The sequence below is a fragment of the Acidovorax sp. SRB_14 genome, assembly GCF_012932145.1.
In the GTDB taxonomy this organism is placed as follows: Bacteria; Pseudomonadota; Gammaproteobacteria; order Burkholderiales; family Burkholderiaceae_C; genus Simplicispira.
In genome coordinates, this window is sequence record NZ_MWOK01000023.1 from 22,848 (window position 1) to 46,656 (window position 23,809).

24 protein-coding genes are annotated in these 23,809 nt (G+C 68.0%); 16 read left to right on the plus strand and 8 right to left on the minus strand.

Annotated features, from left to right (window positions below):
- Positions 1-30: 30 nt before the first annotated feature.
- Entirely contained in the window at positions 31-555 is a 525-nt protein-coding gene (locus tag B2J86_RS14925) for a gamma carbonic anhydrase family protein (protein ID WP_169169328.1), read from the minus strand.
- Between the two features lie 84 nt (positions 556-639).
- Here B2J86_RS14925 and B2J86_RS14930 point away from each other — a divergent pair, with 84 nt between their 5' ends.
- From B2J86_RS14930 to B2J86_RS14940, 3 genes are all read left to right on the plus strand, one after another.
- Positions 640-1,443, plus strand: coding sequence for a ferritin-like domain-containing protein (locus tag B2J86_RS14930; RefSeq protein ID WP_169169329.1), 804 nt, complete (start codon positions 640-642; stop codon positions 1,441-1,443).
- A gap of 79 nt (positions 1,444-1,522) precedes the next feature.
- Positions 1,523-2,791, plus strand: a complete 1,269-nt coding sequence (locus tag B2J86_RS14935; RefSeq protein WP_169169330.1) for an EAL and HDOD domain-containing protein — start codon at positions 1,523-1,525, stop codon at positions 2,789-2,791.
- 54 nt (positions 2,792-2,845) lie between these two features.
- Positions 2,846-4,135, plus strand: a complete 1,290-nt coding sequence (locus B2J86_RS14940) for an EAL and HDOD domain-containing protein (RefSeq protein ID WP_169169331.1) — start codon at positions 2,846-2,848, stop codon at positions 4,133-4,135.
- 90 nt (positions 4,136-4,225) lie between these two features.
- Here the strand turns inward: B2J86_RS14940 and B2J86_RS14945 are convergent, their stop codons facing one another.
- The 3 genes from B2J86_RS14945 to B2J86_RS14955 form a co-directional block, all read right to left on the minus strand.
- On the minus strand, positions 4,226-5,188 hold the full coding sequence (locus B2J86_RS14945; RefSeq protein WP_169169332.1) for a tripartite tricarboxylate transporter substrate binding protein: 963 nt from the start codon (positions 5,186-5,188) through the stop codon (positions 4,226-4,228).
- Positions 5,189-5,251: 63 nt separating this feature from the next.
- Positions 5,252-6,151, minus strand: a complete 900-nt coding sequence (xerD, locus tag B2J86_RS14950; RefSeq protein ID WP_169169333.1) for a site-specific tyrosine recombinase XerD — start codon at positions 6,149-6,151, stop codon at positions 5,252-5,254.
- A 74-nt stretch (positions 6,152-6,225) separates the two neighbouring features.
- Positions 6,226-7,188 (minus strand): tripartite tricarboxylate transporter substrate binding protein BugE, encoded by a 963-nt coding sequence (locus B2J86_RS14955; RefSeq protein ID WP_169169334.1) that lies wholly within the window; start codon positions 7,186-7,188, stop codon positions 6,226-6,228.
- Positions 7,189-7,376: 188 nt separating this feature from the next.
- On the opposite strand from B2J86_RS14955, the gene B2J86_RS14960 reads away from it, so the two are divergent.
- Entirely contained in the window at positions 7,377-8,282 is a 906-nt protein-coding gene (locus tag B2J86_RS14960) for an AEC family transporter (protein WP_173026008.1), read from the plus strand.
- 108 nt (positions 8,283-8,390) lie between these two features.
- On the opposite strand, the gene B2J86_RS14965 is transcribed toward B2J86_RS14960, so the two are convergent.
- Positions 8,391-9,038, minus strand: coding sequence for a GntR family transcriptional regulator (locus B2J86_RS14965; RefSeq protein WP_173026009.1), 648 nt, complete (start codon positions 9,036-9,038; stop codon positions 8,391-8,393).
- A 93-nt stretch (positions 9,039-9,131) separates the two neighbouring features.
- Between B2J86_RS14965 and B2J86_RS14970 the strand changes: the two genes are divergently transcribed.
- Both B2J86_RS14970 and B2J86_RS14975 read left to right on the plus strand, forming a co-directional pair.
- Positions 9,132-9,722: an HD domain-containing protein gene (locus tag B2J86_RS14970; RefSeq protein ID WP_371736584.1), complete on the plus strand. Its 591-nt coding sequence runs from the start codon at positions 9,132-9,134 to the stop codon at positions 9,720-9,722.
- Positions 9,719-10,669 (plus strand): tripartite tricarboxylate transporter substrate binding protein, encoded by a 951-nt coding sequence (locus B2J86_RS14975; protein ID WP_169169337.1) that lies wholly within the window; start codon positions 9,719-9,721, stop codon positions 10,667-10,669. The genes B2J86_RS14970 and B2J86_RS14975 overlap by 4 nt, the downstream gene beginning before the upstream one ends.
- Before the next feature lie 90 nt (positions 10,670-10,759).
- Here the strand turns inward: B2J86_RS14975 and queG are convergent, their stop codons facing one another.
- Complete coding sequence (gene queG, locus B2J86_RS14980; RefSeq protein WP_169634826.1) at positions 10,760-11,803, minus strand: tRNA epoxyqueuosine(34) reductase QueG; 1,044 nt, start codon at positions 11,801-11,803, stop codon at positions 10,760-10,762.
- A 12-nt stretch (positions 11,804-11,815) separates the two neighbouring features.
- On the opposite strand from queG, the gene tsaE reads away from it, so the two are divergent.
- The 3 genes from tsaE to B2J86_RS14995 all read left to right on the plus strand — a co-directional run bounded on the left by tsaE (position 11,816) and on the right by B2J86_RS14995 (position 14,280).
- The gene (tsaE, locus tag B2J86_RS14985) at positions 11,816-12,331 is read left to right on the plus strand and encodes a tRNA (adenosine(37)-N6)-threonylcarbamoyltransferase complex ATPase subunit type 1 TsaE (protein WP_173026010.1); all 516 of its coding nucleotides are present in this window, start codon (positions 11,816-11,818) and stop codon (positions 12,329-12,331) included.
- Complete coding sequence (locus B2J86_RS14990; RefSeq protein WP_169169339.1) at positions 12,328-13,758, plus strand: N-acetylmuramoyl-L-alanine amidase; 1,431 nt, start codon at positions 12,328-12,330, stop codon at positions 13,756-13,758. Before tsaE ends, B2J86_RS14990 begins: the two co-directional genes overlap by 4 nt.
- Before the next feature lie 291 nt (positions 13,759-14,049).
- A complete protein-coding gene (locus B2J86_RS14995) occupies positions 14,050-14,280 on the plus strand; it encodes a glycine zipper 2TM domain-containing protein (protein ID WP_169169340.1) in 231 nt (76 codons plus the stop codon).
- A 55-nt stretch (positions 14,281-14,335) separates the two neighbouring features.
- On the opposite strand, the gene B2J86_RS15000 is transcribed toward B2J86_RS14995, so the two are convergent.
- Positions 14,336-14,992 (minus strand): DedA family protein, encoded by a 657-nt coding sequence (locus B2J86_RS15000; protein ID WP_169169341.1) that lies wholly within the window; start codon positions 14,990-14,992, stop codon positions 14,336-14,338.
- A gap of 348 nt (positions 14,993-15,340) precedes the next feature.
- Between B2J86_RS15000 and B2J86_RS15005 the strand changes: the two genes are divergently transcribed.
- The 6 genes from B2J86_RS15005 to B2J86_RS15030 all read left to right on the plus strand — a co-directional run bounded on the left by B2J86_RS15005 (position 15,341) and on the right by B2J86_RS15030 (position 21,967).
- Positions 15,341-15,583, plus strand: coding sequence for a glycine zipper 2TM domain-containing protein (locus B2J86_RS15005; protein ID WP_169169342.1), 243 nt, complete (start codon positions 15,341-15,343; stop codon positions 15,581-15,583).
- Between the two features lie 141 nt (positions 15,584-15,724).
- The gene (gene mutL, locus B2J86_RS15010; protein WP_169169343.1) at positions 15,725-17,698 is read left to right on the plus strand and encodes a DNA mismatch repair endonuclease MutL; all 1,974 of its coding nucleotides are present in this window, start codon (positions 15,725-15,727) and stop codon (positions 17,696-17,698) included.
- A 267-nt stretch (positions 17,699-17,965) separates the two neighbouring features.
- Positions 17,966-19,309: an NADP-specific glutamate dehydrogenase gene (gene gdhA / locus B2J86_RS15015; protein ID WP_169169344.1), complete on the plus strand. Its 1,344-nt coding sequence runs from the start codon at positions 17,966-17,968 to the stop codon at positions 19,307-19,309.
- Between the two features lie 173 nt (positions 19,310-19,482).
- Positions 19,483-20,166 carry a type 1 glutamine amidotransferase domain-containing protein gene (locus B2J86_RS15020; protein ID WP_169169345.1) on the plus strand — a complete coding sequence of 228 codons (684 nt, stop codon included), beginning with the start codon at positions 19,483-19,485 and terminating at the stop codon, positions 20,164-20,166.
- Between the two features lie 146 nt (positions 20,167-20,312).
- The gene (gene miaA / locus B2J86_RS15025) at positions 20,313-21,305 is read left to right on the plus strand and encodes a tRNA (adenosine(37)-N6)-dimethylallyltransferase MiaA (RefSeq protein ID WP_169169346.1); all 993 of its coding nucleotides are present in this window, start codon (positions 20,313-20,315) and stop codon (positions 21,303-21,305) included.
- The gene (locus tag B2J86_RS15030; protein WP_173026011.1) at positions 21,302-21,967 is read left to right on the plus strand and encodes an ABC transporter ATP-binding protein; all 666 of its coding nucleotides are present in this window, start codon (positions 21,302-21,304) and stop codon (positions 21,965-21,967) included. The genes miaA and B2J86_RS15030 overlap by 4 nt, the downstream gene beginning before the upstream one ends.
- 139 nt (positions 21,968-22,106) lie before the next feature.
- Here B2J86_RS15030 and B2J86_RS15035 read toward each other — a convergent pair whose 3' ends face one another.
- Complete coding sequence (locus B2J86_RS15035) at positions 22,107-22,535, minus strand: Hsp20/alpha crystallin family protein (protein ID WP_169169348.1); 429 nt, start codon at positions 22,533-22,535, stop codon at positions 22,107-22,109.
- Positions 22,536-22,730: 195 nt separating this feature from the next.
- Here B2J86_RS15035 and B2J86_RS15040 point away from each other — a divergent pair.
- Positions 22,731-23,809 (plus strand): ABC transporter permease (locus tag B2J86_RS15040; protein WP_173026012.1); only part of this gene is annotated, 1,079 nt, incomplete at its 3' end.

Sequence of the window (23,809 nt, forward strand, 5' to 3'; positions counted from 1 at the left end):
CAAGGGTTTCCTGGAATGAAGCGGCCGCGTTCAGCCGGTGTTGCGCAGGCCGCTTTGGAAGCGCCGCGCGTTGTCGATGTAGTGCTGGGCGCTCTGGCGCAGGCCCTCGATCTGCTCGGGCGTGAGCTGGCGCACCGCCTTGGCGGGGCTGCCGATGATCATCGAGCCGTCGGGGAATTCCTTGCCTTCGGTGACCAGGGCGCCCGCGCCCACAAGGCAGTTCTTGCCGATTTTGGCGCCATTGAGCACCACGGCGCCAATGCCGATCAGCGACTCGTCGCCGATGGTGCAGCCGTGCAGCACCACCTTGTGGCCCACGGTCACGCGCTCGCCCACCACCATCGGCTGCCCCACGTCGGCGTGCAGCACGCTGGCATCCTGGATGTTCGAGCCCGCGCCGATGCGGATGCACTCCGTGTCGCCGCGCACCACGGCGCCGAACCACACGCTGGCGTCGCTGCCCAGCTCCACGTTGCCCATCACCTGCGCGCTGTCGGCCACCCAGGCCGTCGCAGCCAGGGTCGGGGCGACCCCATCGAGTTCATAAATTGCCATGGACCTGTCCTGTCTTGAAAGGCGAAAAAAGCCGCCCTGGCACGGCAGAATCCGTGGCCCCAGGGTTTTCCTACAATTGTAGGGATGGAACTTCGCCACCGCGCCTTGCAGGTCTTGTGCCTTGCAGACCCTGAGCAAAAAGCAGCCTCAGCCCTTGACACACATGCGCAAGCAGCTCTTTATTCAATAGCAGAGCAGGCGCCGGCGGCGCCCACCGATGCGCAGGCCCTGCCGGGCCGCCCCGCGCGCCCGGCGCTGCTGCGCCACACCGAGGTGGCACGGCGCTCGCCCGCCACGCTGGAAGGGCGGGCGGTGCTCATCCACGCCATTGCGCACATCGAGTTCAATGCCATCAACCTGGCGCTCGATGCCATCTGGCGCTTTGGCGGCATGCCGCGCGCCTATTACCTCGACTGGCTGCGCGTGGCCGCGGAAGAGGCCCAGCATTTCAACCTGCTGCGCGCCCACCTGCGCAGCATGGGGCACGACTACGGCGACTTTCCGGCCCACCAGGGCCTGTGGACCATGTGCGAAAAAACCCAGCACGACATCGTCGCGCGCATGGCGCTGGTGCCGCGCACGCTCGAGGCACGCGGGCTGGACGCCACGCCGCTCATCCAGCGCAAGCTCCGCCAGGTGGGCACGCCCGACGCGCTGGCCGCCGCCGACATCCTGGACACCATCCTGCGCGAGGAAGTGGGCCATGTCGCCATCGGCAACCACTGGTACCGCTGGCTGTGCGCCCGCGAAGGGCTGGAGCCCGAGCCGCATTACGCGACTCTGGTACAACGCTACGAGGCGCCGCGCCCCAAGCCGCCGTTCAACGAGGCGGCGCGGCGCCTGGCCGGCTTCAGCGAAGCCGAGCTGCAATGGCTGCAGCACGGCTGACGCGCGCGCCCCTGCCGGTCCACCGATCCTTCCTAAAATAGCCCGCACCCCTGCCCCCACCCGATTGAAGCCACTGAACATGCCGAGCACCCCCGCCACCGGGATTCCCTACACACTTTCGCCAGACGCTGGCCAGTCCTCCGTGGCCCTGATTGCCCGCCAGGCCATCGTGAACGCGCAGCAGGCCGTGATCGGCTACGAGCTGTTCAACCGGTCGCGCACCGGCCCCACGCACACGGCGGCCACCGACGTCGCACTGGTCTTCACCGCGCTCTCGCACGCCGGCACCGACGAGCTGGTGGGCAAGAAGCTCATCTTCGTCAACTGCACGCACGAAAGCCTGGCCGGCGGCCACCTCGAACTCGTCGACCCCGACAAGGTGGTGCTGGAGATCCCGCCGCTGGGCCATGTCGCCACGCAAGAGGTGGGCGCGCGCCTGCCCATCCTCGCGCAGCTGCGCGAGCGCGGCTTTCACCTCGCGTTCAACCACACGGTGCTGCAGTCCGCCTATGCCGCGTGGCTGCCGCTGGCCGACTACATCAAGCTCGACCTGTCGCTGCTGGCGGCCGATCAGCTGGCGGTGCTGATCCGCTATGCCCAGCGCCACTCCAAGGCCGAACTGATCGCCGAGAAAGTGGAGACCGCGCAGCAGTACGACACGGTATCGAGCCAGGGCGTGCAGCTGTTCCAGGGGTACTGGTTCGCGCGCCCTGCCCTGGTGCACGCCAAGCTGGTGACGCCGGCGCAGGCCAGCATCCTCGGGCTCATCAACCTGGTGCGCCAGCAGGCCAGCACCGACGAGATCGAGGAAGTGCTCAAGAAGGACGCGGGCCTGGCCTTCAACCTGATGCGGCTCATCAACTCCTCGGGCTTCGGCCTCACGCGCGAGATCACCTCGTTCCGCCAGGCGGTGATGCTGCTGGGCCTCAAGAAGCTGTTCCGCTGGGCCGCGCTGCTGCTGACCACCTCGCGCGCTGGCGGCACGCCCTCGTCGGTGGGCCACACCGCCGTGGTGCGCGGCCGGCTGATGGAACTGCTGGCGCTGGAGACCATGTCGCAGGACGAGGCCGACCAGGCCTTTGTCGTCGGCATCTTCTCACTGCTCGACACCATGCTGGGCCTGCCGATGGCATCGGCACTGAACCTGCTGAGCGTGGGCGACAACGTCGAAGCTGCGCTGCTGCGCCACGAGGGCACGCTCGGCCAGCTGCTGCGACTGGCGCAGGCCTGCGAGTCCAATGACGATGCGGCGTTTGACAGCGCGGCAGGCATGCTGCACCTGAGCAGCGCGCAAATCAACGGCGCCCATCTGCAGGCCCTGGCCTGGGCCGACCACGTCAGCGACTGACAGGGCCGCCCGCCCCGCCGCCTAGAATCAAAGCCCCACCCCTGCGCCCGAGCCATGTCCAGCACCTTCTCCCCCGAATCCCTTGCCCCCATCCATGGCGCCGACAACAGCGCAGTGGCCGAATCCGACAACGTGGCCGTGATCGCGCGCCAGGCCATCCTGGACGAGCAGCGTGCGGTCTACGGCTACGAGCTGTTTGACCGCTCCACCGCCACCCACGCCCACACCGCCGCCAGCGACGCGGCCCTGCTGTTCAATGCGCTCTCGTATGCGGGCACCGAAGCCTTGGTGGGCAAGAAGACGGTGTTCATCAACTGCACGCACGAGAGCCTGGCCGGCGGCCACCTGGAGCTGATCCACCCCGAGAAGGTGGTGCTGGAGGTGCCCACGCTGGCCCATGAGGCCACGCCCGAAGAGATCGAGGGCCGCATCGCCGCGCTCGACGGCCTGCGCAAGCGCGGCTTTCGCCTGGCCTTCAACCAACAGGTGCTGCGCCGCCCCTACGCGTCCTGGCTGCCGCTGGCCTCGTTCATCAAGCTCGACATGACGGCCTTCAGGCCCGAGCTAGCCGAAGCCCTGGTGAAGTTTGCGCGCGCCCACACCCAGGCTGCGATCGTGGCCGAAAAGGTCGAAAGCGCCGAGCAGCACCAGCTGATGGCCGGCCTGGGCGTCAAGCTCTTCCAGGGCTACTGGTTTGCCCGGCCGTCCCTGGTCAAGGCGCAGACCATCCGCCCCTCGCAGGCCACCGTCATCCAGCTCATCAACCTGGTGCGCAAGCAGGCCAGCACGGCCGAGATCGAGGACCTGCTCAAGAAGGACCCCACGCTCTCGTTCAACCTGCTGCGTTTCATCAACTCGTCGGGATTTGGCCTGTCGTGCGAAGTCACCTCGTTCCGCCATGCGGTGATGATCCTGGGCCTCAAGAAACTGTTCCGCTGGGCCGCGCTGCTGCTGACCACGTCGCGCGCCGGCGGCACGCCGCCGGCCGTGGGCACCACGGCGGTGGTGCGCGGGCGGCTCATGGAGCTGCTGGCGGCCGAGCTGTTGCCGCCCGAGGAATGCGACAACGCGTTCGTCGTCGGTGTGTTTTCGCTGCTCGACACCATGCTCGGCGTGCCCCTGGAAAAGGCGCTCGAATCGGTCGCGCTGCCCCAGCCCGTGGTCGATGCGCTGCTGCACCACAGCGGCGTGTTCGCGCCGTTCCTGGCGCTCACCATCGCCTGCGAAACCGGGGACGAAGCGACTTTTGCGCACAATGCCGAGCTGCTGCACCTGTCCAACCGCCAGGTCAACTGGGCCCACCTGCAGGCCCTGACCTGGGCCGAGAACCTGGGCGAGGAATAAACGGCCCGCCGTTCGGGCGGTCGACCTGGCGCGCCCTTTTCCCAGGGCGCGGGCCCTTCGCAGCGTGCGGGCACGGCCAGCCCGCGCGCCTCAGTCCAGCTGCAGCTTGCGCTCCTTGATCAGCTTGGCCCATTTTTCGTTGTCGGCCTTCACGAAACCCGCGAATTCGCGCGCACCCAGCGCATGCACCTCGGCCCCGGCGGTGGCGAACTTGGCCTTGAGTTCAGGCTGGGCCAGCACCTTGGCCAGTTCGGCCGACAGCCGTTCGACCACTTCGGGCGGCAATCCGGCCGGCCCGACCAAGCCCTGGAAGCCGACCGATTCCATGCCGCCCAGCCCCAGCTCACGCACCGTCGGCACGTCGGGCAGCTGGGGATCGCGCTTCGGGCCCGTAACGGCCAGGGCCTTGAGCTTGCCGCCCTTGATCTGCGGCAGCAGCACGCTGCCCGCGTCGATCAGGATCTGCGTCTGCCCGCCGATCAGTTCCTGCACCGCAGGCGCGCTGCCCTTGTAGGGCACATGTGTCATGTCCAGCCCCGTGACCTGGTTCATGAGCTCGCCATTGAGATGGGTCGAGGTGCCGGCGCCGCCAGAGGCGAAATTGACCTTGCCGGCGTTGGCACGTGCCCAGGCCACGAAATCCTGCAGGTTCCTGGCGGGGTGGTCGGGCCGCGTGACCGCGATGTAGCTGCCCTGGCTGATCTGCCCCACGTAGCTGAACTGCTTGACCGGGTCGTAGGGCATCTTCTGCTGCAGGTAGGGGGCGATCGCGAACGGGCCGGTGTTGGCCAGGAGCAGCGTGTAGCCGTCGGCCGGCGTGCGCGCCAGTTCGCTCGCAGCGATCGTGCCGCCAGCCCCCGGCTTGTACTCGATCACGATCTGCTGCTTGAGCGCTTCCTGCAGCGGGATCTGCACCGTGCGCGCGGCAAAGTCGATGCCCCCACCGGGGGTATAGCCCACCAGCAGCCGGATGGGCTTGGCCTGCGGCCACGCCTGGGCGAGGGCCAAGCCGGCAGCGCCCAGCAATGTCGCGGCGATCAGTATTTTCTTCATGCTTTGTCTCCTCTGGTGGTCACAAAAATGAGGGGCAGCCGGGCCCGCGGCGCGCGGCCCGGCCTACCCGCGCGGGTGGTGCTGGGCATGCAGTGCTTTGAGGCGCTCGCGCGCGACATGGGTGTAGATGGTGGTGGTGGAGATGTCGGCATGGCCCAGCAGCAATTGCACGACGCGCAGGTCTGCACCGTGGTTGAGCAGGTGCGTGGCGAAAGCATGGCGCAGCGTGTGCGGCGACAGCGGCGCCGTGATACCGGCGGCGAGCGCGTACTTCTTCACCAGCATCCAGAACATCACGCGCGTCATGCCCGCACCGCGCGCGGTCACAAACAGGTCATCGGTCTGCTGCCCGCCCAGAATGGCACTGCGCGCTTCGCGCAGGTAGCGCTCGATCCAGGCGTGGGCCTCCTGGCCAAACGGCACCAAGCGCTCCTTGTCGCCTTTGCCGATGACCCGCAGCACGCATTCGGCCATGCCCAGCTGGTAGGTCTTGAGCGTCACCAGCTCGGTCACGCGCAGGCCGCTGGCGTACATCAGCTCCAGCATCGCGCGGTCGCGCAGGCCCAGGGCGGTGGCGGCATCGGGCGCTTGCAGCAGGGCTTCGACCTGCGCCTGCGACAGCGTCTTGGGAATGCGCGGCGGCTGGCGCGCGGCCAGCAGGCGCACGGTGGGATCGGCGCCGATGCGCTGCTCGCGCAGCGCCCAGTGGAAGTAGCGGCGCAGCACGGTCAGGCGCCGGTTGGCGGTGGTGGCACGGGTGTCTTCGTGGCGCGCCGCGAAATAGGCCTGCAGATGCGGCTCGGCCGTGTCGTCCAGCGCCAGCGGCTGGGGTTGCATGGCCAGCCACTGGGCGTACAGCGCCAGGTCGCGGCGGTAGGCGGCCAGCGTGTTGCGCGACAGGCCGTCCTCGAGCCAGAGGGTGTCCACAAAGCTGTCGATGGCGGTCTGGCTGGCGGGCAACATGTAAACACCTTGGCAAAACAAAAAGCCCGGCCGCCCCTGCGAACCGGGCCGGGGCCGGCGGGCGCCGGCAAGGCTCAGTCGATGGCGAGCTTTTGCTCGTCGACCACTTTTTTGTAGACCGCGAATTCGGCCTTGATCTGCTCGCTGAACTGCTCGGGCGTATTGCCGATGATGATCGAGCCGGTGTCCTCGATGCGTTTGCGCACGGCAGGCTCTTCAAGCGCCTTGCGCACGGCGGCATTGACCTTGTCCACGACCTCCTTGGGCAGGCCCTTGGGTCCGACGATGCCGTAGTAGGCCATGCGGTTCACCGGCTCCAGACCCACTTCCTTGAAGGTGGGCACGTCGGGCAGGGCGGCCACGCGCTGCGGCGCGGCCACCACGATGGGCACCAGGCGCTTGTCGCGCACAAAGGCCAGGGTCGACGGCAGGTTGTCGAAAATGATTGGCACCTGGCCCGCGACCGTGTCGTTGAGCGCAGGGCCCGAGCCGCGGTAGGGGATGTGCGTGATGAAGGTGCCGCTCAGGTTCTTGTACAGCTCCATCTGCAGGTGCGCGATGCCGCCCGTGCCCGACGAGGCGAACGAGTATTTGCCGGGGTTCTTTTTCACTTCGGCGAGGAAGGACTTGTAGTCCTTGGCCGGAAAGTTCGGGTTGACCGCGATGATGTTGGGCGTGGCCGCGATGTTGATGATGGGCGTGAAGTCGGTCAGCGGGTTGTACGGCGTCTTGGGGTTGATGGCCGGGTTGGCCGCCGTGGTCGAGACCGTGGCCACGCCCAGGGTGTAGCCATCGGCCGCGGACTTGGCCGTTTCGTTGGCGCCCACGATGCCGCCGCCGCCGGACTTGTTTTCCACGATCACGCTCTGCCCCAGCGCGCGGCCCAGCGGGTCGGCGATCACGCGGGCGATGATGTCGGTGGTGCCGCCCGGCGCAAAAGGCACCTGCAGCTTGATGACCTTGTTGGGATAGCCCTGGGCCAGGGTGGTGCCAGCGGCGAGAGCCAGGGCCAGGCCCAGCCAGTTTTTCGGGTGCATGTAGACGGTCTCCGGATGTGTGCAAAAAAGACCTTTGATCCTAAGCGCTGCAGGTCGCCGATCGCCGGGCCAGGCGCAGTTTCCCTCTCCGGAAAAACCCGCAGGAGGGGCGCCGCAGGGCGACCGCGCCGGCCCACGCGCAGCTGCGCTGCCGCGCCAGCGCATGCCCGCACGGTATCCTGCACGCCGTGAATTACGCGCAGCTCCTCTTCCCCGATTTCTCCCTGATCCTGTGCGGCTACCTGATCTGCCGCTACACGGCCCTCAACCGCTCCGTCTGGCAGCCCGTAGAGAGCCTGGTGTACTACCTGCTGTTTCCGGTGCTGCTGTTCCGGTCCATCCTCAAGAGCCCGATCGACCCGGGCGCGGCCTCGGGGCTGATGGCCGCGGGCATTTTGTTGAGCCTGGCGGGCATTGCGCTGGCCTACTCGCTGCCGCGCATTCCCTGGATCGGGCGGCGCCTGGACCTGCGCGACCATGCGGCCAGCGCGCAGGTGGCGTTCCGCTTCAATTCGTTCATCGGCCTGGCGCTGGCCGAGCGCCTGGCCGGACCCCAGGGGCTGCAGATGATTGCCGTGCTGATCGGCGTGTGCGTGCCGCTGCTCAACGTGGCCGCGGTCTGGCCGATGGCGCGGCAAGGGCAGCACAGCTTTGCGCGCGAGCTGCTGCGCAACCCGCTGATCGTCGCCACGGCCACGGCGCTGGCCTGCAACCTGCTGGGCCTGCAGATCCCAGGCTGGATCGAGCCCACCGTCCAGCGCATCGGCGCGGCCTCGCTGGCGCTGGGCCTGATGGCCGCGGGCGCGGGCATGCAGTTTGGCCTGCTCACGCGCAGCAAGGCGCTGTCGGCCTCCGTGCTCTCGATCCGCCACCTGCTGCAGCCGCTGTGCGCGTGGGCGATTGCGCGCGCGCTGCAGCTCGACGCGGTACAGACCACCGTGCTGCTCGCGTTCTCGGCCTTGCCGACGGCCTCGTCGTGCTACGTGCTCGCGGCGCGCATGGGCTACAACGGCCCCTATGTGGCGGGGCTGGTGACGGTGTCCACGGTGCTCGGGCTGGCGAGCCTGCCGCTGGCGCTGGGCCTGCTGCGCTGAGGGCTGGCGGTTGCTACTGTTTGGATAGCTTCTTGCGCTGACCCAGCAAGGGTTTGGTCCGGTTTTCCCTGGAACGCTCGTGCGGGGTTCCCTGCCAGTCAGGGCGCGTCAATGGCGCATCAGGCTGCAGATCCGCTCGGCATTGACCATGATGTCGCTTCTCACGGCGTCTGCCGCCATGACCGGATCACGCTTCTCGAACGCCTTGAGCATGTGGGCGTGAAAGTGCTTTTCCTTGTCTGTGGTGAAGCGGTTTCCCTTGAGGCTGTGGAGTATGGGGCCGGCGATGACACAAATGTTCTCAACGAACTCTGCCACCTGGGGAATGTTGGACTGGCTCAGGTAATAGCCATGGAAGTTTCGGTTGAGGATGAGTCCTTGCTCGTAGTCGCCGGACTCCATGGCCTCCGCCTGCAGGTCATAGATGTCCTGCCACCCGCTCAAATTGAAGGGAAGCTCCTCTTTGAGGATCTGCTGGATGATGCTGGCCTCCAGTTCGGCGCGAATTTCCGACAGCTTGAAGTACTGCTGCTTGGACACAGCACGGATCACGTAGGACCTGGACCCCGCTTTTTCCAGGTATTCCTTTTCAGCCAGGCGGATCAGCGCCTCTCGGATCGGCGTCTGGCTCACGCCCAGCTCCTTGGACAGCTGAGGCAGCTTCATCGGCGTGCCTTGCTCGTACTTCCCGGCGGTGATGGCGTCGCGGATATGCGTAAAAACACGCGCCGTCAAGTCGATATTTTCAATGGTCATGCAGCTCTCTCCACCACCCTTACTGGGGTTTACACCAACACTGTTTTATAAATTATCAAATATATTTTATCAAGTTCTTCTTAGGAGATTTCGGTGAATGAAGCTTTGACAAATTTCAAAAACATCCAACACAGCAGCAAGGAGGATTGGGAAAAGATCGTTGCTGTGCTCACGCCCTACAAGTTCCAACTGCACGAGCGCATCATGAAGCATCTGATGGAACTGGCCGGCGACTTCGCGGGCTTTCCCGTGGACCGGCTGACGCATTCCTTGCAGACCGCCTCCCTGGCCTTCGACGATGGCCGCGATACCGAATACGTCGTCTGCGCCTTGCTGCACGACATCGGCGACACGCTGGGCAGCTTCAACCACCCGGAGTACGCAGCCACGCTGCTGCAGCCCTTCGTGTCTGAGCTCAACTACAACATGGTCAAGTACCACGGCGTCTTTCAGTCGCACTACTACGGCCACCACATTGGGCTGCCGCCCCGCAAACGCGAGCAGTTCCGGGACCAGGACCACTACCAGTACACGATCGACTTCTGCGAAAAGTACGACGCACCTGCGTTCGACCAGGATGCCAAGTTTTACCCAGTGGAGTTTTTTGCCCCGATGGTCAAGGAAGTGTTTACCCAGCCCAAAGCGGCCCTGATGAAGAATGTCTTCAAGAAGGAAGAAGCATGATGTTGAAGAAATTTCTCACCGGCGTGGCCCTCGGCACGGTGGTTCTGGCTGCCAGTGCGTCTTCCGCTCCGTACACGATCGTTGTCCCGTTCACCCCAGGCGGCGCCAGCGATTCCTTTGCCCGAATTGTTGCCAGAGAGCTCAACCAGGAGCTGGGCGTCCCGGTCATCGTTGAAAACCGTCCGGGCGCTGGCGGCAGCGTCGGTGCGGCCGCCTTCTCCAGGCTGCCAAAAAACACTCGGAGCATCTTCCTCGGGACGATCAGTACGCACGCCATCAACCCCTATCTCTACAAGAACATCAACTACAACGCCAAGACGGACTTCACGCCCGTGGCCATGGTGCTGAGCTTGCAGAACATGCTGGCCGTCAATGCCAAGTCGAACATCCAGTCGGTCGAGGACTTGGCGGCCGAGGGGAAAAAACGCAATCTCACCTTCGGCTCGGCAGGCACCGGCTCGTCGGCACACCTGTCTGCGGAGACCATGGCGATGATGCGCCCTGAAATGCAGGTGACCCACATCCCCTACAAGGGCGCAAACCCGGCGAACATGGACCTGCTCGGTGGCCAGATTGATTTCGTTTTTGACAATATCTCCAGCATCCTGCCCCAGGTGCAGTCCGGCAAGCTGCGCGGTCTGGCCGTGACCAGCAAGGAGCGATCGCACCAGGCCACGGGCATCCCCACCATGGACGAGTCAGGCTTCAAGGGCTATGAAGTGATCTCCTGGTTTGGCTTCTGGCTGCCCAAGGGAAGCGACAAAGCCATGGTCGATGACCTCAACAAGGCCCTGGCGAAGATCTACGTCAAGCCGGAATTCGTCAAGTCGATCAAGGATGTAGGCGCCTCTCCGACCTTGAAAACCGGCGCCGACTTCGTCGCTTTTGTAGAGGGCGAGCAAAAGCGCTGGAAGGAAATGGTTGAAAAGCTCGACATCGAGATGTGAGCGCGTCCGCGCTGCCGGCGCGCGGCGCGGTGCACCGCATGCCCACGGAAGCTATTACTTTAGTAGCTGCCTGCGCTTATCCAGAAAGGGCTAGAGACCATTTTGGCTTAAAGCCCAGGCCACGTGCTCGCGCACCATCGCACTGGGGTCGTCGGCGCGCGAGAGCAGCGCCGCGCGCACCTCGGCGCTGCCCGTGGCGCGCAGCGCATTGCCCAGCGCCACGGCCACGTTGCGCAGCCAGCGCTCGTGGCCGATGCGGCGGATCGGGCCGCCCTCGGTCAGGCGCAGAAAGGCCGCTTCGTCCCACGCGAACAGCTGCACCAGCTGCTGGCCCGACAGGCCGGCGCGCGCATCGAAGTCGGGCAGGCGGCTGGCCTGCGCATATTTGTTCCAGGGGCAGACCAGCTGGCAGTCGTCGCAGCCGTAGACGCGGTTGCCGATGAGCGGGCGCAGTTCGAGCGGAATCGGCCCGCCGTGCTCGATGGTCAGGTAGGAGATGCAGCGGCGCGCATCAAGCCGGTAGGGGGCCACGATGGCCTGCGTGGGGCAGACGTCGATGCATGCCTGGCAGCTGCCGCAGTGCGCGCTCACGGGCGGCGTGGGCGCCAGCACCATGTCGACATAGATCTCGCCCAGGAAGAACATCGAGCCCGCGTCGCGGCTCAGCACCAGGGTGTGCTTTCCGCGCCAGCCCTGACCGCTGCGCGCCGCCAGCTCGGCTTCGAGCACCGGCGCCGAATCGGTGAACACGCGGTGGCCCAGCGGCCCGACCTCCTGCGCGATGCGGTCACAGAGCTTTTGCAGGCGCGCGCGCAGCACCTTGTGGTAATCGCGCCCCCGGGCATAGACCGACACCGCGCCTTGCGCCGCATCCGCCAAGCGCGCAAACTCCACCGCCTGCCAGCCGGGGGGCGTCTCGCGCGGCAGGTAGTCCATGCGCGCCGTGACCACGCTCACCGTGCCTGGCACCAGTTCGGCCGGGCGTGCGCGTTTCAGGCCGTGCGCCGCCATGTAATGCATCTCGCCATGGAACCCCTGCGCCAGCCACTGCACCAATCCGGGTTCGGCGGCGGACAGGTCCACGCCGGCCACGCCAATTTGGGAAAATCCCAGTTCGCGCGCCCACTGCTGAATTTGAGGAACGAGTTGACTGCTGCACACCACCATCGCCCGATTGTAGAAAGCGCCCCCGCGCACGACCTGCGCAAAGCCACCTGGCACAGCGAGGACGATACCGCCGCTTTCGCCCGCCAGCTGGCCGCACAGCCCCTGCTGGCCGACGCCTTCATCACGCTGCACGGCGAGCTGGGCGCGGGCAAGACCACGCTGGTGCGCCACCTGCTGCGCGCGCTCGGCGTGACGGGCCGCATCAAGAGCCCGACCTACGCCGTGGTCGAACCCCACGAGGCGCAGGGCCTGGCCATCTGGCACTTTGACTTCTACCGCTTCAGCGATCCGCGCGAATGGGAAGATGCGGGTTTTAGGGACATCTTCGCGGGCCCGGGCCTCAAGCTGGCAGAATGGCCGCAAAAGGCTGCTGCCCTTATCCCGCCTGCGGATATTGCTATCCACATTGAAGCACTGGACGACCACGAGCGGTGCGTGACGCTGCAAGCGCACACCGCCCGCGGGCGCCAACTGTTGCACGGAATGGACGCATGACCCTCCCCTTTCCTCCTTCACAGACCCCGCTGCGCACGCCGTCGCGCCGCGCCATGCTGCAGGCCGGCAGCCTGGTGCTGCTGCTCGGTGCGCAGCAGATTGCGCGCGGTGCCACCATCATGGCCGTGCGCATCTGGCCTGCGCCCGAGTATTCGCGCGTGACCATCGAGTCCGACGGCGCCCTCAGTGCCAAGCAGTTCTTCGTCGCCACGCCGCCGCGCCTGGCCGTGGACATCGAGGGCATCGAGCTCAACCCCGCGCTGCGCGAGCTGGTGGCCCAACTGCGCTCGGACGACCCCAACATCGCGGGCATCCGCGTCGGCCAGAACGCTCCCGGCGTGGTGCGGCTGGTAATCGACCTCAAACGCGCCGCCCTGCCCCAGGTGTTCACGCTGCCGCCGGTGGCCGCCTACCAGCACCGCCTGGTGTTCGACCTGTACCCGGCCGAGCCCGTGGACCCGCTCGAAGCGCTGATCGCCGAGCGGTTACGCGAGCCCGCAGCCCCCCCGGGCGTGGCGATGGCGCACGCGGGCACTGCTGCACCGGCCACGCCCGGCGCCCCCGACCCGCTGGGCGAACTGATCGCACGGCAAACGGCGCGCCCCGCCGCTGCGCCGGCGGCACCCGCAGCGCCGCCCACGCAAACAGCGGCAGCGCCCGCCGCGCCCCTCCAGCCCGCCCTCGCCGCGACCTCCCAGCGCACCGACCGGATCATCATCGTTGCGCTCGACCCCGGGCACGGCGGCGAAGACCCCGGCGCCATCGGCCCCAGCGGCACGCGCGAGAAAGACGTGGTGCTCAAGGTGGCCCACCTGCTGCGCGATCGCATCAATGCCACCACCGTGGGCGGCAACCCCATGCGCGCCTACCTCACGCGCGATGGCGACTATTTCGTGCCGCTGGGCACGCGCGTGCAAAAGGCCCAGCGCGTGCAGGCCGACCTGTTCGTCAGCATCCACGCCGACGCGTTCACCACGCCCAGCGCGCGCGGCGCCAGCGTGTTCGCGCTCAGCCAGAGCGGCGCCTCGAGCACCGCCGCGCGCTGGCTTGCGAACAAGGAAAACCAGGCCGATCTGGTCGGCGGCATCAATGTGCGCGCCAAGGACCAGCATGTGCAGCGCGCCCTGCTCGACATGAGCACCACGGCGCAGATCAACGACAGCCTCAAGCTCGGCAGCGTGCTGCTGGGCGAGATCGGCGGCATGGCCAAGCTGCACAAGCCGCGCGTCGAGCAGGCCGGCTTTGCGGTGCTCAAGGCGCCCGACATCCCCAGCGTGCTGGTCGAGACCGCCTTCATCAGCAACCCCGAGGAAGAGGCGAAGCTGCGCAGCAGCGCCTACCAGGAGCAGCTGGCCGATGCGCTGATGCGCGGCATCACGCGCTACTTTGCCAAGAACCCGCCGCTGGCGCGCAGCCGCTCGCTTTAGCGCCACGGGAAGGATATCGCCGGATGGCAAGCTGCGCGCACTGGCGATGTCGTGCACCTGCCAGGCCATGCACCCACGCGCTCGGGAAAGACGCAGCACTGCGGTCCACCCTCTGCCTGGCCGGGTCGCTAGCAGCAGACCCTGGCGCCGTGGGCGGCCTTGTCTGACAGGCCTTGCCCCCACCGGACTACGCCTCCCGCCGGGCGCCGCAGGCACAGTGGAGTTCACACGCCAAGCCACGGTGCGCTCCGCACCACCGGCCTTGCACAGACCACTGAAAGGACTTTTGCCATGACCATCCGACATTTTCTGATTGCAGGCAGCTGCGCAGCGGCACTCGCCCTGGGCGCCTGCTCATCGAACCCCACCAATGCACAGATCGGCACCGGCGCGGGCGCCGTGATCGGCGGCGTGGCCGGCAATGCCATCGGCGGCGGCAGCACGCTGGGCACCGTGGGCGGTGCGGCCGCCGGGGCGCTCATCGGCAACGAGCTGGGCAAGGACCGCGACCGTCGTCGCTGAACCCCCGGATGCCTTTAGGCGCAGGACGACACCGGACCGGTGCGCCCTGCGCCTGTCAGCGTGTGCGGCCGATGCGCTCGGCGCGGCCCGCGCGCCAGGCGCCAAGGATCGCAATGAAACCCGGGATAAAGATCATCGCCCAGATGACCTTGTCCAGATGGCGCTGGACCCAGGCGAAGTTGCCAAAGAAATAGCCGGCGCTGCAGATCCCGAGCACCCACAGCACGGCGCCGCCGACATTGAAGGCCGTGAACTTGCCCCTGTCCATGGCCGCCACGCCGGCCACGAAGGGCGCAAAGGTGCGGATGAACGGCATGAAGCGCGCCAGCACGATGGTGATGCCGCCATAGCGCTCGTAAAACGCATGCGCCTGATCGAAGGCGCGGCGGTTGAACCAGCGCGAACTCTCCCACTGGAACACCTTGGGCCCGAAATAGCGGCCGATGCTGTAGTTGCACTGGTCGCCGAGCACCGCCGCCACCAGCAGCACCGCACAGGCGACCGGAAAGCTCATCAGCCCCGCGCCGCTGAGCGCCCCCACGATGAACAGCAGCGAATCGCCCGGCAAAAACGGCATCACCACCAGGCCGGTCTCCACGAACACGATCGCAAACAGCAGCGCATAGACCCAGGGCCCGTAGGCCACGACGAAGGCCTCCAGGTGCTTGTCGACATGCAGGATGAAGTCGATCAAAAACGCAATGATTTCCAAGAGAAGGTCCTTCCGAATCGGCTCCGACGCGGCACCGATCGCCGCGCTGGGCAAGGCCCGTAATGTAATGCGCGCCGCCATGGGCCAGGCGCTGGAGCAGCGCGAGCACACCCGGGCGGCAGCGGGCCCGGGCGCGCCACCGGATACATGCCCTTTCCGATAGCTACACGGGCTCGCGATCGCCGCGTGTTTGTTACATATAGCTATAAATATCTACACACACCACACAGGGGACCGCCGGATTTTCAGCAATAGTCTGGTCATGGACTGCAGGGGCAACGCCCAGGTATGCCCCAAGCCATGCGACCCGCACGGCATGCAGTTCCATCCATACCAAGAGGAATCAATATGAAACACAAAATTCTCAGCACCGTCTGCGCAGTCACCGCCGCCTTCGCCCTGGGCGGCTGCGCCAGCCACCCGACCAACGCACAGATTGGCACCGGCGTCGGCGCGGTCGCCGGTGGCGTGGTGGGCGACGCCCTGTTTGGCTCGACCCTGGGCACAGTCGGCGGCGCAGCCGCCGGGGCGCTCATCGGCAACGAGATGGGCAAGAACAGCGACCGCAACAACCGGCGCGGCCGCCGCTGATGCGGCTGCCGCGCTGACCGGCACGGTCTGCGCCGCCTCGCTCACCCAGGCTGCCCACGGGCAGCCTTTTTTGTGGGCCGGCGGCCTGCTGCCACCGCGACGGCGGCGGGCACGGCCGACGCCCCGCCTAAAATCGGCCCGGTGAACGCCACCCCTCCCGTACCCGCCCCTGCCCCGCCCGCACGCCGCCCCATCCGCGACCTGCCCGACGAACTCATCAGCCAGATCGCGGCGGGCGAAGTGGTCGAGCGCCCCGCCTCCGTCGTGCGCGAACTGGTCGACAACGCGCTCGACGCCGGCGCCACCCAGGTCACCGTGCGCCTGTCGGCCGGCGGCGTGCGCCTGATCGCGGTCGAAGACGATGGCGGCGGCATTGCCCAGGCCGAGCTGCCGGTGGCGCTGCGCCGCCACGCCACCAGCAAGATCACCGACCTGCACGACCTGGAGACCGTGGCCACGATGGGCTTTCGCGGCGAGGCCCTGGCGGCCATTGCCTCGGTCTCGGAGATGGCGCTGCTCTCGCGCCCGGCCGACCAGGCCAGCGCCTTTTTGCTCGACGCGCGCAGCGGCGAGCTGCGCCCGGTGGCGCGCAGCACCGGCACCACGGTCGAGGTCAAAGAGCTGTTCTTCTCCACCCCGGCGCGGCGCAAGTTCCTCAAGTCCGATGCCACCGAACTGGCGCACTGCATCGAATCGGTGCGCCGCCATGCGCTGGCGCGCCCCGACGTCGGCTTTGCCATCTGGCACGAGGGCAAGCTAGTCGAGCAGTGGCGCGCCACGCTGGCCGCGGGCGGCGACCTGGCGGAAGCACTTGCGCGGCGCCTGGCCGACGTGCTGGGCGAAGACTTCGTCGCGCAGTCGGTGGCCGTGCAGTACAGCGTGGGCCGCGTCAGCGTGACCGGGCGTGCCGGCGTGCCCGACGCCGCGCGCTCGCGCGCCGACCAGCAGTACAGCTACGTCAATGGCCGCTTCGTGCGCGACAAGGTGCTCACGCACGCCGCGCGCAGCGCCTACGAGGATGTGCTGCACGGCCAGCGCCAGCCGGTGTATGCGCTGTATGTGCAGATCGACCCGGCGCGCGTGGACGTGAACGTGCACCCGACCAAGATCGAGGTGCGCTTTCGCGACAGCCGCGAAGTGCACCAGGCCGTGCGCCACGCGGTCGAAAACGCCCTGGCGGCGCCGCGCGCTGCCGCGCTGGCGGCCGCGGCCCTGGCCGCAGAACACAGCCCCGCCGCCGCCCCGTCTGCCACGCCAGAATATGCGTCAAATCGACCTCAAACGCCCGTCTGGCAAGCGCAAGAAGCTATGCATTTTGATGAGAACAGCGGCCACCGCGTGAACGACCTGCAGGCCCTGTGGGGCAGCCCGGCCGCGTCCAGCGCAGCGCCGCCGCTGTGGCGCGCAGCCGCGGGCAGCGGCGGCGCCGCCCCCGAAAGCACCGGCACGGCGCAGCCTCGTGCCGCCGTGGCCAGCGCCGCACCCGACGCCGCGCCAGGAACCCCAGACAACACCGCTCCAGCCCCCACCTGGCCTCTGGGCCGTGCGCTGGCGCAGCTGCATGGTGTCTACATCTTGGCCGAGAACGCCCAGGGCCTGGTGCTGGTCGACATGCACGCTGCGCACGAGCGCATCGTGTACGAGCGGCTCAAGGCCCAGGTCGATCAAAACGCGCGCATCGCCAGCCAGCCGCTGCTGATTCCGGCGACCTTTGCCGCCACCGCCGAGGAAGTGGCCTGCGCCGAGGCCTGCGCCGACACGCTGGCCCTGCTGGGCCTGGAAATCGTGCCGTTCTCGCCCAAGACCCTGGCCGTGCGCGCCGTGCCGACCACCCTGGCCCAGGGCGACGCGGTCGAACTGGCGCGCAGCGTGCTGGCCGAGCTGGCCGTGCACGACGCCAGCACCGTGGTGCAGCGCGCGCAGAGCGAGATCCTGGGCACCATGGCCTGCCACGGCGCGGTGCGCGCCAACCGGCGCCTGACGCTCGACGAGATGAACGCCCTGTTGCGCCAGATGGAGGTGACCGAGCGCTCGGACCAGTGCAACCACGGCCGGCCCACCTGGCGCCAGATGGGCATGCGCGAACTCGACGCGCTGTTCCTGCGCGGGCGCTGAGTGCCCCGGTGGCTCCCCCAGAAACCCGCTGCGTGCGGGTTTTTTCATGGGCGCGTGCCGTGCAGACCCACTGCCTGGGGCAGCCGTGGCCCGGTCGGGCCCACAGGCACGCCATCGGCGCCGCGCCGGCAGGGCCGCGCTCCCGCTGCCTCCGGCGCTGCGGCAATGCAACGGCACAATCTGCCTTATGCATGAATGCATAACTTTTTGGCATAATCTCGCGCTGCAGTGCCCCCGATCCCGATTTTTTGAAGAAAGCCCGTTGTTATGAAGTACGCGTCCGTAGGCCAATTCCTTGAACAGGTTGCCCAGCGCAACCCCGGCCAGCCCGAGTTCCTGCAAGCCGTGACCGAAGTGATGGAAAGCCTGTGGCCCTTCATTGAAAAGCACCCAAAATACGCCGACCACGGCCTGCTCGAGCGCCTGATCGAACCCGAGCGCACCGTCATGTTCCGCGTCTGCTGGACCGACGACCACGGCAGCGTGCAGGTCAACCGTGGCTACCGCATCCAGCACAGCATGGCCATCGGCCCCTACAAGGGCGGCCTGCGCTTCCACCCCTCGGTCAACCTGTCGGTGCTGAAGTTCCTGGCGTTCGAGCAGACCTTCAAGAACGCGCTCACCACGCTGCCCATGGGCGGCGGCAAGGGCGGCTCGGACTTCGATCCCAAGGGCAAGAGCCCCGGCGAAGTGATGCGCTTCTGCCAGGCCTTTGCGTCTGAACTCTTCCGCCACATCGGCGCCGACACCGACGTTCCGGCCGGCGACATTGGCGTGGGTGGCCGCGAAGTCGGCTTCATCGCCGGCATGTACAAGAAGCTCAGCAACCGCGCCGACTGCGTCTTCACCGGCAAGGGCCTCTCGTTCGGCGGCTCGCTGATCCGCCCCGAGGCCACGGGCTACGGCACGGTCTACTTCGCGCAGGAGATGCTCAAGCAAAAGGGCCGCAGCTTCGACGGCCTGCGCGTGTCGGTCTCGGGCGCCGGCAACGTCGCGCAGTACGCGATTGAAAAGGCCATGGCCATGGGCGCCAAGGTGGTGACGGTGTCCGATTCGAGCGGCACGGTGATCGACGAAGAGGGCTTCACACCCGAGAAACTCGCCATCCTGATGGAAGTCAAGAACCACCTGTACGGCCGCGTCAGCGACTACGCCGAGCGCACCGGCACGCGCTTCGAAGCCGGCGTGCGTCCCTGGCACGTGCCGGTCGACGTCGCCCTGCCCTGCGCCACGCAGAACGAGCTGGACGAGAAAGACGCCGCCACGCTGATCCGCAATGGCGTGCTCTGCGTGGCCGAAGGCGCCAACATGCCCTCGACCAACGAAGCGGCCAAGGCCTTCGAGGCCGCGGGCGTGCTCTACGCGCCCGGCAAGGCCAGCAACGCCGGCGGTGTGGCCACCTCGGGCCTGGAAATGAGCCAGAACGCCATGCGCCTCTCCTGGACCGCCGAGGAAGTCGATGCGCGCCTGCTGATGATCATGCAGGGCATCCACGCGGCCTGCCTCCAGCACGGCCAGCGCGCCGACGGCAGCGTGAGCTACATCGACGGCGCCAACGTAGCCGGCTTCGTCAAGGTCGCCGACGCCATGCTGGCGCAGGGCGTGGTCTGAGCCAGCCCTGCGGCCGTGCCACAAAAAGGAGCTTCGGCTCCTTTTTTTGTGCCGGTGTCGCTGCCATGGCATGCATGCGTTCGGCGGTTTGTCTTACGGCGTGCGGCCCGCGCCAGGCGCACCATCTTGGCGTCGTTCCCACTTCCCCCACCGCTTCAGAAAGGCACCGCACCATGGCAAAAAAGATCCTGATGGTTTTGACCTCGCACAGTGCGCTGGGCAACACCGGCCACAAGACCGGCTTCTGGCTCGAAGAATTTGCCGCGCCCTATTACGTGTTCCAGGACGCGGGCGCCGAGGTCACGCTGGCCTCGCCCCAGGGCGGCCAACCGCCGCTCGACCCCAAGAGCGACGACCCGGGCGCGCAGACCGAGGCCACGCGCCGTTTCAAGGCCGACGCTGCCGCCCAGAAGGCCCTTGCCCATACGCTCAAGCTTGCCGACGTCTCGGCCGGTGGCTTCGACGCCGTGTTCTACCCCGGCGGCCACGGCCCGCTGTGGGACCTGGCTGAGGACCGCGCCTCGATCGCGCTGATCGAGCAGCTGCTGGCCGCCGGCAAACCGGTCGCCGCCGTCTGCCATGCGCCCGCCGTGCTGCGCCACGCCCAGACGGCCGAAGGCCAGCCCGTGGTGCGCGGCAAGAACGTCACGGGCTTCACCAACACCGAGGAAGAAGCGGCCGGCCTGACCCACATCGTTCCGTTCCTGGTCGAAGACATGCTCAAGGGCCAGGGCGCGCACTATTCGAAGGCCGGCGATTGGCAGCCGCATGTGCTGACCGATGGCCTGCTCATCACCGGGCAGAACCCTGCCTCGTCGGAGCCTGCCGCCCATGCGCTGCTGAAAAAGCTCGGCTGAAGCGGCGGCGCGGGCGCACGCTGGCGGCGGCGGGCCATCTGCTACGCTCGAACGGCCATGCCTTTTTTCACCGCCTTTCGTGCCGCGCTCGCGGCTGATGTTTCCGTTGCCGGCCTCTCGGCGCTCACCGCTGCGGTGGCCGCTCCATGACGCCGCCGCCCCCGCCCTGCATTGCCATCGCCGGCCCCACGGCCTCGGGCAAGACCGCCGGTGCATTGGCCGTGGCCGCGGCGCTGGCGCCCCGCCTGCCGGTCGAGATCGTCAGCGTCGACTCGGCCCTGGTGTACCGCGGCATGGACATCGGCACGGCCAAGCCCACGCCGGCCGAGCGCGCTGCCGCGCCGCACCACCTGATCGACATCCGCGACCCGCTGCAGGCCTACAGCGCCGCTGAATTCGTGCACGACGCGACGCGGCTGATCGCCGAGATCCGGGCGCGCGGTGCGCTGCCGCTGCTGGTCGGTGGCACCATGCTGTATTTCAAGGCGCTGATCGATGGCATCGACGACATGCCCGCTGCCGACCCTGCCGTGCGCGCCACGCTCGAAGCGCGCGCCGCCGAGCTCGGCTGGCCCGCGCTGCACGCCGAGCTGGCGCGCGTCGACCCCGCGACCGCCGCGCGCCTGGCGCCCGCCGACAGCCAGCGCATCCAGCGTGCGCTCGAGGTATGGCAGGTGTCGGGCCGGCCGCTGTCGAGCTTTCACACTTCAAAAACCATAGCTAACAGCGAAATCTCCATCAGCGCTGGAGCGTTATTTTCATTGGAACCGCAAGACCGCGCCTGGCTGCACGCGCGCATCGCGCTGCGCTTTGACGCGATGCTGGCCGAAGGCTTTGTCGACGAGGTGCAGGGCCTGCGCGCACGCGGCGACCTGCACCCCGACCTGCCCGCGATGCGCTGCGTCGGCTACCGCCAGGCGTGGGAAGAGCTCGAGGCCCAGGCCAGCGGCCCGGCCGGCGCCGCACTCGACCTCGCTCGGCTGCGCGAACGCGGCCTGGCCGCCACGCGCCAGCTGGCCAAGCGCCAGGTCACCTGGCTGCGCAGCATGCCGCAGCGCCACGTGGTGGCCTGCGACGCGCCCGGCGCCACGGCGCAGCTGGTGCAGGCGGTGCTGCAGCGGCTGGAGCGACCCGCATGAGCGCGGCGCCGGCCGTGCTGCAGGTGCAGGCGCTGGCCAAGCACTACGGCGCCACGCCGGTGTTTGCCGACGTGAGCTTTGCGGTGCAGCCCGGCGAGTTCGTCGCCATCGTCGGCGACTCGGGCGTGGGCAAGTCCACCGTGCTCAACTGCCTGGCCGGGCTCGACAACTGGGACAGCGGGCGCATCGTGCACGGCAGCACCGATCTGGCCCAGCTCGACGGCACCGCGCGCGCACTGTGGCGCCGCGCGCACGTCGGCTTCGTGTTCCAGGCCTTCCATGTGCTGCCGCACCTGGACGTGGCGCAGAACGTGGCCCTGCCGCTGATGCTGCTGGGCCAGAACGACGCGGCGCGCGTGCAGCAGATGCTGGCCGCCGTCGGCCTGGGCGACCTGGGCGCGCGGCTGCCGCAGCAGCTCAGCGGCGGGCAGCTGCAGCGCGTGGCCATTGCGCGCGCCCTGGTGCACCGCCCGGCCCTGCTGCTGGCCGACGAGCCGACCGGCAACCTCGACCCCGGCACGGCGCGGCGCACGCTCGACCTGCTGCTGGCGCAGACGCGCGAACACGGCGCCGCGCTGGTGCTGGTCACGCACTCGGACGCGGCCGCAGCGCGCGCCGACCGCGTGCTGCGGCTCACGGCCCAGGGCATTGCGCCGGCCTGACGCGGCCGCGCTGCAGGCGCGTAAACGCCCCGGGGGCGATGGCCGCACCGGGGCGCTTGTATCACGTCAAAAGTGCTTCAAACGCTTTTCCAGCCTGCGCTGGCAGCTATCAAATTAGCAAGCCGCGCCCGCTGCCGCCTTACTCGATGGACAGGCGCTGCGCGTTGCCGCCCTGCTTCTTGGGCAGCGTCAGCGTGAGCACGCCGTTGTCGTACTTGGCCTTGCACTGCGCGGCGTCGATGTCGGCCGGCAGCTGGAAGCTGCGCGCGACGGCGCCGAAGTAGCGCTCCGAACGCAGCACCTTCTCGCCCTCGGTCTGCTGGTCCTGCTGGCGCACCTCGGCGCGCAGGCTGACCACGTTGCCCTCGACTGAGACCTGGATGTCCTCCTTGGGAACGCCCGGCACCTCGGCGCAGACCGTGTATCCGCTGTCGTTTTCCTTCACGTCGACCTTCATCTGGCCCGGCGTGGGCAGCGGATCGCCGTGCAGCGGGCGCACATAGAAGCCCGGGTTCACGTCCTTGAAAAATTCGTCAAACAGGCCACCACGGCCGACCAATGCGTTCATGACAGTGCTCCTTCCAGTAATGGCTAGAAACAAAGAAAAAATTGGCGAGGACCGCTAGCCACCAGCCCCTTTTTCTTACGTAAGGCCGCGCCGCGCGAGTTCAAGCCGTGGCGTGCCGTGGCGTTGATGCAGCGCAAACCGGGCGGCGTGCGAGCCGTGCGCGCTGCCGCCGTGCTGCAGCGCCACAATGGCCCCATGCTCGCCTTGCTTCGCACCTGGTCCCTGCAGGAACTGCGCCACCACCCCTGGCGCAGCGCGGCCGCCGCCTGCGCCGTGATGCTGGGCGTGGCGCTGGCCTTTGCCGTGCACACCATCAACGCCTCGGCGCTGGACGAGTTTGCGCAGGCGGTGCGCAGCATCAACGGCCAGCCCGATCTGGAGCTGCGCGCCGTGCAGGGCGGCTTCAACGAAGCGCTCTTCGAGCGCCTGGCCACGCGGCCCGAGGTGGCGCGCGCCGGCCCGGTGCTCGAGCAGTCGGTGCTGGCGCTACCCGCGGCCGCCGGCGCGGCGGCCAGCGCGGCGCGGCCTGTGGCGCTGCGCGTGGTCGGTGCCGATGCGCTGCTGCTGCCGGCCATGGCGCCCGCGCTCATGCCGCGTCCTTTTGCGAGCCTGCCGCCCGACCGCTTTGCGCTGTTTGCGCCTGCCACCGTGTTCCTCAATGCCGCCGCGCTGCAGGCGCTCGGCCTGCCCAGCCAGCCCGGCACGGCCCCCCGGCTGGAACTGCAATCGGGCCTGCAGCGCGTGGCGGTGCGCGTGGCCGGCAGCGTGGCGGCCGGCGGCGCACCACTGGCGGTGATGGACATCGGCGCTGCGCAAGACCTGTGGGGCCGCGGCGGCGAACTCAGCCGCATCGACCTGCAGCTGCGGCAGGGCACCGTGCGCAGCGCTTTCCGCCAGGCGCTCGAGGCCACCCCCGGCTGGCCTGCCGGCCTGGTCTGGGCCGAGCCCGGCGATGCCGCGCAGAGCGTGGGCAACCTCTCGCGCGCCTACCGCGTCAACCTCACGGTGCTGGCGCTGGTGGCGCTGTTCACGGGCGCGTATCTGGTGTTTTCGGTGCTGGCGCTGAGCGTGGCCCAGCGCGCGCCGCAGTTCGCGCTGCTGGCGGTGCTCGGCGCCACGCCGCGCCAGCGTTTGCAGCTGGTGCTGGCCGAGTCGCTGCTGCTGGGCCTGGTGGGCAGCGCCGCCGGCATTGCGCTGGGCACGGCGCTGGCGGCCGCCGCGCTGCGCCTGCTCGGCGGCGACCTGGGCGGTGGCTACTTTGCCGGTGCCGAGCC